Genomic DNA, 15,847 nt, shown 5'->3' with positions numbered 1-15,847 from the left:
CCAGCTATTGCACGCGCGTTAAGAGAAGCTAAAAAGCAAGGGTGTGAACTCATAGAAATAAAGCCTACTGGTGAACTGCTTATCTACCTTAAAGACAATATCCCATTGCCAAATTCAGTGAATAATCCAGACAAAATTTTAGATTTGTCCACGAATGAATATTATGAAGCCGTGCTCTCTAAGATGTAAAATACCATGCCAAAACCACGCCCTCCTCATCTTGTTAAACAAATTACACAACATGGTAAAATTGTATGGTATGTCCGTATTGGTCATGGAAAACGTATTAGAATACGCGGAACCTATGGAACGCAAGAGTTTGTTGACAATTACAAAAATGCGCTTGCCGAATTACAAGGGCTTATACTTCCTAAATCCAAAACCGGTAAACTTGTTGAAGGTTCATTCGCATGGCTACTTAAACAGTATCTAAACAGCTCTAATTGGCATAATCTTGCTAAAATTACAAAAAAACAAAAAGAACTCATCCTTATGAAGGTATGCGATACAATAGGCAACATTCCATACCAAGCAATTGAAAAGAAACATATCATAGCTGGTGTTGAACGGCGTAAAGAAACGCCAGCAATGGCTAGAGAATTTCTGAAAACACTTAATGGGCTTTTTAATTGGGCGGTTGAACAAGATCTTTTGGAAAACAATCCAGCTTTAGGCGTCAAAAAGCCTCCTCTCAAAAACAAAGAAGGCTTTCCTGCTTGGACAGAAGAAGATGTTGAGAAATATTATCAAAAATGGCATCATGGTACCCATGAACGTGTCTGGATTGATGTCCTCTTATATACGGGCTTACGTCGTGGTGATGCCGTTCGCATTGGCTGGAAAGATGTAAAAAATAATATTATCCATCTCAAAACAGAGAAAAGTAAATTCCAAACAGATGTCTTTCTTCCCATTTTACCAGAATTAGCAGAGACACTTAAAATTGGTCCTATTGGAGAAGAAACATTTATTTGTGGTAAACGCGGAAAAAAAATCCCCAAAGATAGCTTTAGTCTCATGTTTTACAGAGCATGCAACCAAGCCGGTATCAACAAATCAGCCCATGGTTTGAGAAAATTAGCAGCAACACGCGCAGCTAACTCTGGTGCAACAGTACCACAATTGAAAGCACTGTTTGGCTGGACAAATGATAATATGGCATCTCTTTACACAAAGAGCGCAGACCGTAAAAAACTCGCTCTTGAAGCCATAAAAAAGCTTCAAAAAGATGAGGGATAGAGGCAAAAAAACGTAATAGAATCAGTATTCATCAATTCCCTTATTTATATAATAATTCATTGATTTTTATATTTTTTATTAAGCAAGACTAGAATTTAATAAGAATGTGAAATTCTTACCGGAAATATTTCTCATAATGCAGAAAATCGTTCAAAACGTATAATTAATTACACAAAATACTTTATGGATACGCTTCAATGAAACGTACAAAGTTTTCTAACGGTTCTCGTTCTGTCTCAAAATTATTTTCGGGAGCATTCATATCGCGATAACCAAGTGCCATACCACAGATAATATGACGATCAGAAGGGATCGATAAAAGTGTACGAATCTGTTTATGATAATCAGCAAAAGCTGCTTGGGGGCAAGTATCTAATCCAAATCCACGTGCTGCTAGCATAATAGTCTGCATAAACATACCCAAATCAAGCCAACTCCCCATTTCCATGTCATGATCCATTGTAAATAAAAGCCCTACAGGCGCATCGAAAAATAAAAAGTTCCGCGCCTTTTGATGAAGCATTTTTTCTTCATCGCCTTTTTGAATTCCAAGGCTCTGATAAAGATCCAAACCAACTTTTCGACGCCTTGAAAGATAAGGTTCACGCCATTGACGTGGATAATAATGATATTCACGCTCTCCTTTTACACCTGAAAGCACAAGCTGTGAAAGCTCTTGCCCTACTTTCTGTAATATACTCCCCGTAAGCACAATCACTTGCCATGGCTGAATATTTGTTCCAGATGGTGCACGTGCTGCAAGTTTTAAGATTTCTTTGATTGTTTCCAAACTAACGGGCTGGTCAGTAAAAGCGCGAATTGATTTTCGCGATAATATAGATTGAAAAATACTCATGGGAGAAATTGCCATTATTTTTTACTTTCTGTAATGAAAAATATTTTTTGCTTATCAAGGACAATATACTACAAAAACACATTTGCTGCTGTATGCGCACGCTCTATTTCTTCAAATGACTTACACATTTCACGCAATGTTAAAGACCATCCACCTATTAGGATAGCACAACTTATCTCTTTTAATAGAAAGAAAATTGTCTAAAAATAGATAAAATAAATTTCATAATCAACGATTAACCCCAACTCTGCTAGGCTCTCAAAAAGCCTCCTCAATTCTTTATAAATCTTGTAGAAGATCATCAATATCATGACTACGTCTTTTAAATCAGCACATCCTTTTTATGAATTCCTGCAATTAACTTCTTAAGCTTTTTCTCATCATCAGGTGAATCTCTAACCATAGCCAACATCTCAGATATTTCAAACAATGAAAATTTAACTCTTTTAGCATGTAGTATTTGTTTTAACTTATGCGGTCCGTTTGTGTATAAAGCCGCTTATTTACACGCCAAAAAGGAATAAGAAACCTTTCTTCTTCATAACAAAGAAAAATCCGAGCCGTTATTGAAAACTCACACGTCAATTCTCTAATTGAATAATATTCATACATTTTATCATTCTATCTTCATAGACCACATTGTTATAAGAAATACGCCTGTTTTTTATAAAACTTTAGTAAATATCCTATCCTCATTTTTCCACTCTCTAAAATATAAAGACATGGATTCTCATCATAAGGCCTTTTAAATCTTTGCAGGAAATATCAATCAAAAAATTTTCTTAAAATTCGAAGTCAGTCGTTATTTTATTTATAGATAATCCTCTCTTTTTATTGAAACATGCCTTTTAGGCTTCATATGTCTTAAAAAGAATTTTCTATACTGCCTTCAGAAATAAGAAAACTTTAAAATGAAGCAACAAAAAAGATAAGCATCATTTAATTTTTTACGATTACATTTTCAGAGAAATATGTAGCTTCTACATTTCGAAATAAAAAAAACGTCTGAACTTCTTATTCAGACGTTTTCATATTATGTGACGTTTCTTTAAACTATTCAGCAACGGTTTTGGCTGTCATATTTGTCAACATAGCCTTGGCCACTTCGTTATTACTAGACTTACGCTGCTCATCTACAATCAAATCATCACGAACTGCAGCGATACGACGGATTTGAGAAATCGTGCCACCTGTACCAGCAGGAATAAGACGACCGACAATAACGTTCTCTTTAAGACCTTGCAAAGTATCAATTTTGCCAGAAACCGCCGCTTCAGTAAGAACGCGCGTTGTTTCCTGAAAGGATGCCGCCGAAATGAAAGAAGGCGTTTGAAGAGAAGCTTTTGTAATTCCAAGAAGAATGGGATTACCAGATGCAGGTTTCTTTCCTTCTGCAATCAAATTATCATTGATTTCATCAAGTTCAATACGATCAACATTATCACCTGGAATATAACCAGAATCTCCAGATTCAGTAATTTCAACCTTTTGCAACATTTGACGAACAATTACTTCAATATGCTTGTCATTGATAAGAACACCCTGCAAACGATAAACCTCCTGAATCTCATTAACAAGGTAAGATGCCAAGGCTTCAACACCCTTAATCGCTAAAATATCATGAGGGGCTGGATTACCATCAAGGATATAATCCCCTTTTTCAATTTGATCACCTTCTTGGAAATGAAATAACTTACCTTTTGGGATCAAATATTCCACGGGCTCAAGAGTTTCATCATTTGGCTCAATGATAATACGGCGTTTATTCTTATAACCACGACCAAAGCGAATTGTACCACTGACTTCAGCAATAATTGCATGATCCTTTGGACGACGTGCTTCAAAAAGCTCAGCCACACGTGGTAAACCACCCGTAATATCTTTCGTCTTGGCACTTTCCATTGGCAAACGAGCAATAACATCACCAGCCTTAACATGAGCACCAAGCTCAACAGAAAGAATAGTTTCCACTGACATCATATAACGGGCTTCACCTCCCTTATACAATTTAGCAATGGATTCACCTTCTTTATCTGCATGGATAATAATAGCTGGTTTGAGCTCTGCACCACGTGGATTAGCGCGCCAATCAATCACCAAACGCTTCGTAATCCCCGTAGATTCATCAGCTGTTTCAGTGACAGATAAACCATCAATCATATCTTCAAAACCCACATAGCCTTCAACTTCCGTCAAAACTGGGCGTGTATAAGGATCCCATTCTGCTATACGCTGTCCACGTTTAACGACGTCACCATCATCAACAAAAATATGCGCACCATAGCTAACACGATGCACAACACGTTCTTTTCCTAACTCATCCTTGATAAGGATAGCCATATTACGCCCCATAACAACCAAATGACCTTCAGAGTTGCGAACCACATTACGATTACGAATCTCCACCGTACCTTCATAAGATGCCTCTAAATACGATGAATCAACAACCTGTGCAGTTCCTCCTAAGTGGAAAGTACGCATCGTAAGTTGGGTTCCCGGCTCACCAATTGACTGAGCAGCAATAACACCAACGGCTTCTCCCTGATTAACCGGTGTTCCACGCGCCAAATCACGACCATAGCATTTTGCACAAACACCAAGACGTGTTTCACATGTTAAAGCAGAACGAATTTGAACAGATTGAATTCCGGCTTCTTCAATCTTCGTGACGTCAGCCTCCTCAATCATCGCTCCACCTTCAAGAATAACCTCTCCAGAGACAGGATGTAAAATATCAACAAGGGCTGTACGACCAAGAATCCTTTGCCCAAGAGAGGCAACAATTTGTCCTGCATCAACAATTGGCTGCATCGTAAGACCTTTTGCTGTACCACAATCAACAGCTGAAATAATGGCATCCTGTGCAACATCAACAAGACGCCTTGTGAGATAACCAGAGTTCGCCGTTTTTAACGCAGTATCAGCAAGGCCTTTACGCGCACCATGTGTAGAGTTAAAGTATTCGTTAACAGTTAGACCTTCCTTAAAATTTGAAATAATAGGTGTTTCAATAATTTCACCCGATGGTTTTGCCATTAATCCACGCATACCGGCCAATTGTCTCATCTGGTTAGCTGAACCACGAGCCCCAGAATGCGACATCATATAGATTGAATTCATGGGCCGTTGACGGCCGGTTTTAGGATCAAAATCGACGGCTTGAATTCGTTTCATCATTTCATCTGCAACACGGTCTGTGCATTTACCCCAAGCATCTACAACCTTATTGTATTTTTCACCTTGTGTAATCAAACCATCATTATATTGCTGTTCGTATTCCTTCGCCAAAGCTTCTGTTTCCGCAACCAAACGTGACTTGCTATCAGGAATAACCATATCATCCTTCCCGAATGAAATTCCTGCACGACAAGCATAAGAAAAACCAAGCTGCATAATACGGTCACAAAAAATAACCGTCTCTTTTTGTCCACAGTGGCGATAAACATAATCAATCATTTTAGAAATGTTCTTTTTTGTCATTTCTTGATTGACAATATCAAATGAGATATTAGGATTTTTGGGCAAAAGCTCACCGATAATCAAACGACCAGGTGTCGTATCATAAAGTTTAGCAACTTCTTTGCCATCCTTGCCAATATTCTTAACACGGCCTTTAATCTTCGTATGAAGCGTTACGACCTTGTTTTCCAAGGCATAATGCAGCTCACCTATATCAGAAAAAGCCATTCCTTCACCGGGTTCTTTTTCAGAAACAATCGAAAGATAGTAAAGACCAAGAACCATATCCTGTGATGGAACAATAATCGGGGCACCATTAGCTGGATGAAGAATGTTATTGGTTGACATCATCAAAACACGAGCTTCAAGCTGTGCTTCAAGAGAAAGCGGAATATGAACCGCCATCTGATCACCATCAAAATCGGCATTAAAAGCTGTACATACCAATGGATGAAGCTGGATAGCTTTGCCTTCAATCAAGACAGGTTCAAAAGCCTGAATTCCTAAACGGTGCAATGTCGGCGCACGATTGAGTAAAACAGGATGCTCACGAATAACTTCATCCAAGATATCCCAAACTTCTGGATGTTCTTTTTCAACAAGTTTTTTTGCTTGTTTTACAGTCGAAGAATATCCTTTTGCATCAAGCCGCGCATAAATAAAGGGCTTAAATAATTCAAGGGCCATTTTTTTAGGCAAACCACACTGATGTAATTTTAATTCAGGACCTGTCACAATAACAGAACGACCTGAGTAATCAACACGCTTTCCAAGCAGGTTTTGACGGAAACGTCCCTGCTTACCCTTTAACATATCTGAAAGAGATTTTAATGGACGTTTATTGGCCCCAGTAATCACACGCCCACGTCGTCCATTATCAAACAATGCATCAACAGCTTCTTGCACCATACGTTTTTCATTACGTACAATAATCCCAGGAGCACGCAATTCAATCAGCCGTTTCAATCGGTTATTACGATTGATAACGCGCCGATAAAGATCATTGAGATCTGATGTTGCAAAACGTCCACCATCAAGCGGAACCAATGGACGTAAATCCGGTGGAATGACCGGAATTGTTTTCATAATCATCCACTCTGGTCTGTTACCAGATTCAAGAAAATTTTCAACGATCTTAAGCCGCTTAATCAACTTTTTTTGCTTTAATTCTGAAGTTGTCTCAGACAACTCAAGGCGCAAATCATTAGCGATTTTATCGAGTTCCATACTTGCTAAAAGCTCGTAAATAGCTTCAGCGCCAATCATCGCTGTAAACTGATCTTCTCCAAACTCATCAATTGCAAGCATATATTCTTCTTCAGAAAGAAGCTGATGGAGTTTAAGAGATGTCAACCCTGGTTCGGTTACAATATAATTTTCAAAATAAAGAACACGCTCAATATCTTTTAAAGTCAAATCTAAAAGTGTAGAAATACGGCCTGGTAACGATTTAAGAAACCATATATGCGCAACAGGTGCTGCAAGCTCAATGTGCCCCATACGTTCACGACGTACGCGCGAAAGAGTAACTTCCACACCACATTTTTCACAAATAATCCCCTTATATTTCATGCGTTTATATTTACCGCATAGACATTCATAATCTTTAATCGGGCCAAATATACGTGCACAAAAAAGACCATCACGCTCTGGTTTAAAAGTCCGATAATTAATAGTCTCAGGCTTCTTAATCTCACCATACGACCAAGACAAAATTTTCTCAGGACTCGCAATCGAAATACGAATAGAGTCAAATGTTTGCGCTGGCGCTTGAGGATTGAAAAGATTCATGACCTCGTGGTTCATGCTGTTCTCCTTCAAAGATTCTTAGAACCTGTTATAATATCTTATTCATTTTATAACAGATCTTCTTTAAAATACATTTACTTTTAAAAATGATCTGTATGACCCTAAATAAGGTTATTGAGCCTCTTAAAGTAATCAGAGCGCAACCTTTTTCTCGTGCGCTTCTTGGATTTTATTGTTCTGCCGTATCAGATAAAACACGCTGTGCAATAAGTTCACGCGCATCATCAAGCTCTACATTAAGAGCGAGTGAACGCATTTCTTTAACCAACACATTAAAGCTCTCAGGTATACCGGCTTCAAATGTATCATCACCACGTACAATCGCTTCATAGACTTTCGTCCGACCAGCAACATCATCCGATTTTACTGTCAACATCTCCTGCAAAGTATATGCAGCACCATAAGCTTCAAGAGCCCAAACCTCCATTTCACCAAAACGTTGACCACCAAACTGTGCCTTACCTCCCAATGGCTGCTGCGTAACAAGCGAATATGGCCCAATAGAACGTGCATGAATCTTATCATCAACAAGATGATGCAATTTCAACATGTAAATATACCCTACCGTTACTGGACGATCAAAGGGCTCTCCCGTACGACCATCATAAAGCGTAACCTGCCCTGAACTATCTAGACCAGCATCTTCCAGCATCATATTGATATCAGACTCATGAGCTCCATCAAAAACAGGTGTTGCAATTGAAACCCCTCTCTTCATCTGAAGTGCCAATTTGTAAAGACTTTCGTTATCATACTGACGCACAGGTTCGTTATGATTATCATCAGGCATAAGATTTTCAATACGTTGACGTAAAGGAAGTATATCCCCAGTCTCTTGATATAATTCTAACAAATCACCAATCTTTTTGCCCATTCCGGCACATGCCCAACCAAGGTGCGTCTCAAGAATTTGCCCTACATTCATACGACTCGGCACACCAAGAGGATTTAAAACAATATCTGCATGCGTTCCGTCTTCAAGAAATGGCATATCTTCTACGGGTAGAATACGTGAGACAACACCCTTATTCCCATGACGTCCCGCCATCTTATCACCTGGTTGGATTTTGCGCTTCACTGCCACAAAAACCTTTACCATTTTCATGACACCAGGCGGCATTTCATCACCTCTTTGGACCTTTTCAACTTTATCCATAAAGCGACGTTGTAATGCTTCTTTTGATTCATCATATTGCTTGCGCAAAGCTTCAATTTCATTTTGAAACTTTTCATCCTCAACAGCAAATTGCCACCACTGCGAACGTGGATAACGCCCCATTACCGTACTATCAAGCTTTTTACTCTCCGAAAAACCTTTTGGACCTTCTACAGCGACTTTACCAGTTAACATATCGGTAAGACGCGCATAAACATTGCGATCAAGAATCGACTGTTCATCATCACGATCTTTTGCTAAACGCTCAATTTCTTCACGTTCAATAGCCATAGCACGCTCATCTTTTTCCACTCCATGGCGATTAAAAACGCGAACCTCAACAACAGTACCAAACGTTCCAGGAGGCATACGCATAGAAGTATCGCGAACATCTGATGCCTTTTCACCAAAAATTGCACGCAGAAGCTTTTCTTCCGGCGTCATGGGACTTTCACCCTTTGGTGTAATCTTTCCAACCAAAATATCACCTGGCTGAACTTCAGCACCAATATAAATAATGCCAGCTTCGTCAAGATTCCTTAATGCTTCTTCCGCAACGTTTGGAATATCGCGGGTAATTTCCTCTGGACCAAGTTTTGTATCACGTGCCGCTACTTCAAACTCCTCAATATGAATTGAAGTAAACACATCATCTGCAACAATGCGCTCAGATAACAAAATGGAATCTTCGTAGTTATATCCATTCCACGGCATAAAGGCGACAAGAACATTCCGCCCAAGAGCTAAATCACCAAGATCCGTAGATGGACCATCTGCAATGATATCTCCCTTCTCTACCCGATCACCAACATGCACAAGAGGGCGCTGATTAATACAAGTGGACTGATTAGAACGCTGAAACTTTTGTAAGCGGTAAATATCAACACCTGATTTTGAAGGATCTAAATCTTCTGTTGCACGAATAACAATACGGGTAGCATCCACTTGATCAACAATACCACTCCGTTTTGCGCTCACCGCAGCTCCTGAATCGCGGGCAACAACGGATTCCATCCCTGTCCCAACAAATGGCGCTTCAGCGCGCACAAGAGGCACTGCTTGACGTTGCATGTTCGATCCCATAAGCGCACGATTCGCATCATCATTTTCCAAAAACGGAATCAGTGCGGCTGCCACAGAAACCAACTGTTTTGGTGAAACATCCATTAAATCAACATGATCGCGCGGCGCCATTAAAACTTCACCAGCATGACGGCAAACAACAAACTCTTCTATAAAACGACCTTCACTATCTAATGAAGAATTTGCTTGAGCAACATAATGCTTTGCTTCTTCCATCGCTGAAAGATAAATAACTTCTTTGGTGACTTTACCATCAATAATTTTACGATATGGGCTTTCAATAAAACCATATTTGTTAACCCGAGCAAATGTTGCTAAGGAGTTAATGAGACCAATATTCGGGCCTTCTGGTGTTTCAATCGGACAAATACGACCATAATGCGTAGGATGGACGTCACGAACTTCAAACCCCGCACGCTCACGAGTCAATCCCCCTGGACCAAGAGCAGAAAGACGACGCTTATGAGTGATTTCCGACAATGGATTGGTTTGATCCATAAATTGGGACAATTGTGAAGAGCCAAAAAACTCGCGAACAGCTGCAGCAGCAGGTTTTGCATTGATTAAATCCTGCGGCATAACTGTATCAATTTCAACTGATGACATACGTTCTTTTATCGCACGCTCCATACGCAGCAAACCAATGCGATATTGATTCTCCATCAACTCCCCAACGGAACGAACACGACGATTACCGAGATTATCAATATCATCAATTTCACCACGACCATCACGCAATTCAACCAACATCTTAACAACAGCAAGAATATCCTCTTGACGTAAAACGCGAACGGTATCTGGACAATCAAGATCCATACGTAAATTCATCTTAACACGTCCAACGGCTGAAAGATCATAACGCTCTGGATCAAAAAACAATGAATGAAACATTGCTTCCGCTGTATCGATTGTTGGGGGCTCACCTGGACGCATTACTCGATAAATATCAAACAAAGCATCCTGTCGACTTTCATTTTTATCCACTTTTAAAGTATTGCGGATATAGGCGCCAATATTCATGTGATCAATATCAAGAATATCGATTTGATCAGCACTAACATCAAGCAAAACCTTCAATACTTTTTCGTCAATTTCATCCCCCGCTTCAAGGTAAATCTCACCTGTCTCGTAATTGACGATATCTTCAGCAAGATAACACCCTAATAAATCATCTTCACTAACTTTAACAGACTTGAGTCCTTTTTCTGCCAAAGATTTTGCAGTACGAACTGTTAGTTTTTTACCAGCTTCCGCAACAACTTCACCACTATCTGCATCTATAAGGTCAGAAATGAGCTTCATTCCTTTAAAGCGATCAACAGAATAAGGAACACGCCACCCTTCTCCATCACGCTCATAAGTCACTTTATCATAAAACGTCGACAAAATATCTGAGGCATCCATACCTAATGCCATTAACAGACTGGTAACAGGTATCTTGCGCCGCCGATCAATACGCGCATAGATGATATCCTTAGCATCAAACTCAATATCCAGCCAAGAACCACGATATGGAATAACACGAGCAGCAAAAAGAAGCTTGCCCGATGAATGGGATTTTCCCTTATCATGGTCAAAAAAGACACCAGGAGAACGGTGCATCTGAGAAACAATAACACGTTCCGTACCATTAACAATAAAGGTACCATTGGCTGTCATTAAAGGCATATCGCCCATATAAACGCCCTGCTCTTTAATGTCTTTGATATCTTTAGAGCCAGTATCCTCATCAACATCAAAAACAATCAAACGTAATATTACCTTCAATGGAGCTGCATAAGTTAAATCACGTTGACGACATTCTTCAACATCAAATTTTGGTAAATCAAATTCATAACCAACAAACTCAAGCATAGCTGTACCGGAAAAATCGGAAATAGGAAATACCGATTTAAAAACAGCCTGCAAACCTTCATCTGGTCGTCCACCTTTCGGTTCCTCAACCATGAGAAACTGATCATATGACGCTTTTTGAACTTCAATAAGATTCGGCATCTCTGCTACTTCAGGAATCTTACCAAAAAATTTGCGTACCCGCTTACGACCATTGAATTGAGACATCATTGCGTGAGTCTGAGCCATCGTCGCTCCTTGATTCTTACTCTTCAAGGTAGACCAACCTTGAAAGCCTTATATCATTAACCTGCATATGCAGACCAGTTCACTTGACCCCAATAATGAGCATCATTAACTTTCCCCACCAAAACAAGCCTTTCATTGACTTGACTTTATGATAAGGGATGAGTAGCCAAACCCTATACCCACTATTGCGATTAAACCTTTGGCAAAAGGTTTTTTTACTCATTACTTTTTCTCTTTTTAGAGAAAGAAAATCGGCGGATATAAATATCCGCCGATAAAATCAATTTTATTTAAGTTCAACTTTAGCACCAGCAGCTTCAAGTTGAGATTTAATTTTTTCTGCTTCTTCTTTAGAAGCGCCTTCTTTAATAGGCTTAGGTGCTCCTTCAACCAGATCCTTCGCTTCTTTAAGACCAAGTCCAGTAAGAGCACGAACTTCCTTAATAACATTAATCTTTTGCGCGCCACCTTCAACAAGAATAACATCAAATTCTGTTTTTTCTTCAGCAGCTGGAGCAGCACCACCAGCAACAGCTGCGACAGCTACAGGAGCAGCAGCCGAAACACCCCATTTTTCTTCAAGTAACTTAGAAAGCTCAGCAGCTTCCAAAAGAGTTAGATTAGAAAGGTCTTCTACGATCTTCGCTAGATCAGCCATTTTTAAATTCCTTTAATTAAAAGATTTGAACCATTATTAAAACTTATTCAAAAAAACAGAAAAGCATTAATACTCTTCCATCAACGTGAATAAACAGCCTTAAGCCGCCTTATCCTCCTGAGCATATGCGCTAATGACACGTGCAATCTGTCCACCAGGTGCGTTAACAACCTGTGCAATACGGGTCGCAGGAGTAGAAATCATACCCACAAGCTTTGCCCGCAACTCGTTTAATGAAGGCAATGAAGCCAATGACTTCACAGCATCTACAGTTAAACTTGTTGCCCCCATTGAACCGCCAAGGATGACAAATTTGTCATTGCTTTTTGCAAAATCAACAGCAACCTTTGGTGCTGTGATTGGATCCTCTGAATAAGCAATAAGTGTTTGTCCTGTAAACAAACCCATTATCGATTCAGATTCCGTGCCCTGAAGAGCGATTTTAGCAAGACGGTTTTTGGCGACTTTAACGGCACCGCCAGCTTCACCCATTTTTGAACGCAAATCGTTCATCTGTGAAACTGTCAGACCGGAATAATGTGCAACAACAACAGAACCCGACTTTTGAAAAGCCTCGTTAAGCCATGTAACAAATTCGCGTTTTTCCGCTCTATTCACTGTCTCTCTCCATTTAACAGATTTATTTTTAAACAAATCTGTTGGTTACCTTTGATAACATAAAATACTTCATGTCACCGATGAGGATCCTGTCCTCTTTTTCACGCACAGCGTTCAAAGACAACCCTGGCTCAAACCCTTTAAGTCTTTTAACTCTCAGTTTTTTACCCCAGTCTAATGTAGGCTTTTTTTGATTAAGATGCTTAAAACATCACCTACAATCTCGGACAGGATATTCCGGAATTTCTCCCGGTATAACCTAAGCTCTATAAAGCTTAGATGGCTAAATGCCGGAGAAAACCGACATTTAAAATATAATTTTGATCGTTACTTACCTCAAAAAAATATCAATAAGCTTATACTGACTCTGAACGAACCGTTGCTGGATCAACTTTAACACCAACCCCCATCGTTGAAGAAACAGCAACGCGCTTAATATATTCACCTTTTACACCTTGCGGTTTTGCTTTAATAACTGCACTTGCAAAGGCTTTAATATTTTCTACGATTTTTTCAACGCCAAAAGAAGCCTTTCCAATACCAGCATGCACAATACCAGCTTTTTCAACGCGAAACTCGACAGCTCCACCTTTAGAAGCTTTGACAGCACCGGCAACATCAAGTGTTACAGTCCCAACTTTTGGATTTGGCATCAAACTCCGCGGACCAAGAATCTTACCAAGACGACCAACGAGAGGCATCATGTCTGGTGTTGCAATACAACGATCAAAGTCAATCACCCCCCCATTAATGCTGTCAAACAAATCTTCTGAACCAACAATATCAGCCCCAGCTACTTTAGCTTCCTCAGCCTTATCTCCACGAGCAAAAACGGCTACACGAATATTTCGTCCTGTGCCATTGGGCAAATGAGCAACACCTCGAACCATCTGATCAGCATGACGAGGATCAACACCCAAGTTCATTGAAATTTCAATTGTTTCATCAAACTTAGCTACGGCACGCTCCTTAACCATTGAAACAGCATCTTTTAAAGCGTAAAGTTCATTAAAATCAATACCTTTTCGGATGTTTTTTATTCTCTTTGCTACTTTTGCCATAATATTAGCCCACCACTTCTAAGCCCATCGAGCGTGCAGAACCCTCAACCATACGCATTGCTGCCTCAATGTCATTCGCATTAAGATCTTTCATCTTTGATTCCGCAATCGAACGAATTTTATCGCGAGAGATACTCCCTACAGACACTTTCCCAGGCTCTTTTGAACCAGATTTCAGTTGTGCTTCCTTCTTTAAAAAGAACGACACAGGAGGTGTCTTAAGAGAAAACGTGAAAGACTTATCTTGGTAATACGTAATAACAACTGGAATCGGTGCACCCTTTTCCATTTCTTGCGTCGCCGCATTAAACGCCTTACAAAATTCCATGATATTAATACCACGTTGCCCAAGAGCTGGACCAATCGGTGGAGATGGAGTAGCAGCCCCTGCAGGAACCTGCAACTTGAGTTGACCTATACTTTTTTTTGCCATAATAATCTGCCTTCAATTTCACCGGGATACTAACAATTTATCTTGCTTGCTACCCGCTGCAGTCATGTGGTTCGGATCATTAAGCCGACAAAAGCCATAAATCACCTCCCACTCCTACCTTAAAGTAATTAAAACTACTCTAAGTTTAATCAGAGTTTTTCAACCTGACCAAATTCCAAATCAACAGGCGTAGGACGCCCAAAAATGAGCACTTCAACCTTAAGACGAGAGCGCTCTTCTTCAACCTCTTGAACAATTCCATTAAACGAAACAAAGGGACCATCAGCAACGCGAACTTGCTCTCCAACTTCAAACAATACAGAAGACTTCGGAGATTCAACCCCTTCCTGAACTTGTTTGAGAATTTGCTCAACCTCTCGATCAGAAATGGGAACAGGACGTGCATCTGATCCTAAAAAACCTGTCACTTTAGGCGTATTCTTAATAAGATGATAAACCTCATCTGTTAATTCAGCACGAACAAGAACATAACCAGGAAAAAATTTCCGTTCAGTATCAACTTTGCGTCCACGGCGAACTTCTACAACACGCTCCGTTGGAACAAAAATCCTCTCAAATAGATGATCAAGACCTTTTTGCCTTGCCTCCTTATCAATAGCTTCCGCCACTTTCTTTTCAAAATTTGAATATGCCTGAACAATATACCAACGAGCCGCCACAGTCACACTTCCTTACATTCTCAACTAAAAAGATATTTCAGAAGATCAATAACCCGCCAAACACTAAAATGCATAACCTGATCCACAATAAAAAAGAAAGCCGAAGCTAATGCCGTTACTAACAAAACCATAACAGTAGAAATAACTGTCTCGCGACGCGTAGGCCACTTTACTTTGACTGTTTCTGCATAAACCTGCTTCAAAAAGGCAATTGGATTGGTTTTAGATACCATCGTCACACTATACTCTCTCTAGCCCTATTATACTCTCTTTTAGTCCTATAATATTTTATCTAGCCCTATTGTGTTTTATACAACAAAACGAATACGAAAAAATGCAAAAGCCAAATTCCAGACTGATGCAATTTCTCTACTTCTTATTCAATAGCGTTTCACTCACAAAAAAACAAGCCCCAGATAAAAAAAAGCGAAAAAGACAGTAAGATTCACTCGCCTAATATCTAAAATTCTATTCCCCTTTGGCAGGGGCAGCAGGACTTGAACCCGCGACCTGCGGTTTTGGAGACCGCCGCTCTACCAACTGAGCTATACCCCTAACTCACAAAACTAAAACACCTTTGGCAACCTTTCAATAACCATTATTTACTCAATGATCTTAGAAACGATACCGGCACCAACAGTACGACCACCTTCACGAATAGCAAAACGAAGCTTCTCTTCCATTGCTATCGGAACAATCAGTGACACATCCAT

The 15,847-nt window shown here is 39.8% G+C and carries 12 protein-coding genes, 1 tRNA gene and 1 pseudogene; 2 read left to right on the top strand and 12 right to left on the bottom strand.

Annotated features, from left to right (window positions below):
- Window positions 1-189: hypothetical protein (locus tag PVV65_RS08385; protein ID WP_273789851.1), on the top strand; the 189-nt coding region annotated here is incomplete at its 5' end.
- A 6-nt stretch (window positions 190-195) separates the two neighbouring features.
- A complete protein-coding gene (locus tag PVV65_RS08380; RefSeq protein ID WP_273755669.1) occupies window positions 196-1,239 on the top strand; it encodes a tyrosine-type recombinase/integrase in 1,044 nt (347 codons plus the stop codon).
- A gap of 181 nt (window positions 1,240-1,420) precedes the next feature.
- Here the strand turns inward: PVV65_RS08380 and PVV65_RS08375 are convergent, their stop codons facing one another.
- The 12 genes and pseudogenes from PVV65_RS08375 to PVV65_RS08320 form a co-directional block, all read right to left on the bottom strand.
- Window positions 1,421-2,110, bottom strand: a complete 690-nt coding sequence (locus PVV65_RS08375) for a nitroreductase (protein WP_273755670.1) — start codon at window positions 2,108-2,110, stop codon at window positions 1,421-1,423.
- A 307-nt stretch (window positions 2,111-2,417) separates the two neighbouring features.
- Entirely contained in the window at window positions 2,418-2,525 is a 108-nt protein-coding gene (locus PVV65_RS08370; protein WP_273755671.1) for a hypothetical protein, read from the bottom strand.
- Between the two features lie 623 nt (window positions 2,526-3,148).
- Window positions 3,149-7,360 carry a DNA-directed RNA polymerase subunit beta' gene (rpoC, locus tag PVV65_RS08365; RefSeq protein ID WP_273789850.1) on the bottom strand — a complete coding sequence of 1,404 codons (4,212 nt, stop codon included), beginning with the start codon at window positions 7,358-7,360 and terminating at the stop codon, window positions 3,149-3,151.
- 172 nt (window positions 7,361-7,532) lie between these two features.
- A complete protein-coding gene (rpoB, locus tag PVV65_RS08360; RefSeq protein ID WP_273789849.1) occupies window positions 7,533-11,684 on the bottom strand; it encodes a DNA-directed RNA polymerase subunit beta in 4,152 nt (1,383 codons plus the stop codon).
- Window positions 11,685-11,970: 286 nt separating this feature from the next.
- On the bottom strand, window positions 11,971-12,342 hold the full coding sequence (rplL, locus tag PVV65_RS08355) for a 50S ribosomal protein L7/L12 (RefSeq protein ID WP_005773658.1): 372 nt from the start codon (window positions 12,340-12,342) through the stop codon (window positions 11,971-11,973).
- A gap of 99 nt (window positions 12,343-12,441) precedes the next feature.
- Entirely contained in the window at window positions 12,442-12,960 is a 519-nt protein-coding gene (gene rplJ, locus PVV65_RS08350; protein ID WP_144753723.1) for a 50S ribosomal protein L10, read from the bottom strand.
- A gap of 356 nt (window positions 12,961-13,316) precedes the next feature.
- Window positions 13,317-14,021, bottom strand: a complete 705-nt coding sequence (gene rplA / locus PVV65_RS08345) for a 50S ribosomal protein L1 (protein ID WP_273755676.1) — start codon at window positions 14,019-14,021, stop codon at window positions 13,317-13,319.
- Between the two features lie 4 nt (window positions 14,022-14,025).
- Window positions 14,026-14,454, bottom strand: coding sequence for a 50S ribosomal protein L11 (gene rplK / locus PVV65_RS08340; RefSeq protein ID WP_012231471.1), 429 nt, complete (start codon window positions 14,452-14,454; stop codon window positions 14,026-14,028).
- Window positions 14,455-14,603: 149 nt separating this feature from the next.
- Window positions 14,604-15,134: a transcription termination/antitermination protein NusG gene (nusG, locus tag PVV65_RS08335; RefSeq protein WP_273755678.1), complete on the bottom strand. Its 531-nt coding sequence runs from the start codon at window positions 15,132-15,134 to the stop codon at window positions 14,604-14,606.
- Window positions 15,135-15,154: 20 nt separating this feature from the next.
- Complete coding sequence (gene secE, locus PVV65_RS08330) at window positions 15,155-15,367, bottom strand: preprotein translocase subunit SecE (RefSeq protein WP_273755679.1); 213 nt, start codon at window positions 15,365-15,367, stop codon at window positions 15,155-15,157.
- 246 nt (window positions 15,368-15,613) lie between these two features.
- Window positions 15,614-15,689: transfer RNA gene (locus tag PVV65_RS08325), tRNA-Trp, on the bottom strand.
- Between the two features lie 47 nt (window positions 15,690-15,736).
- Window positions 15,737-15,847: pseudogene (locus PVV65_RS08320) on the bottom strand (elongation factor Tu); the annotation flags it as partial.

It is taken from the genome of Bartonella sp. ML70XJBT (genome assembly GCF_028618425.1).
Taxonomy (GTDB): Bacteria; Pseudomonadota; Alphaproteobacteria; order Rhizobiales; family Rhizobiaceae; genus Bartonella.
Note: the sequence above shows the minus strand (reverse complement) of the source record. Positions and strands in the feature narration are given on the sequence as shown.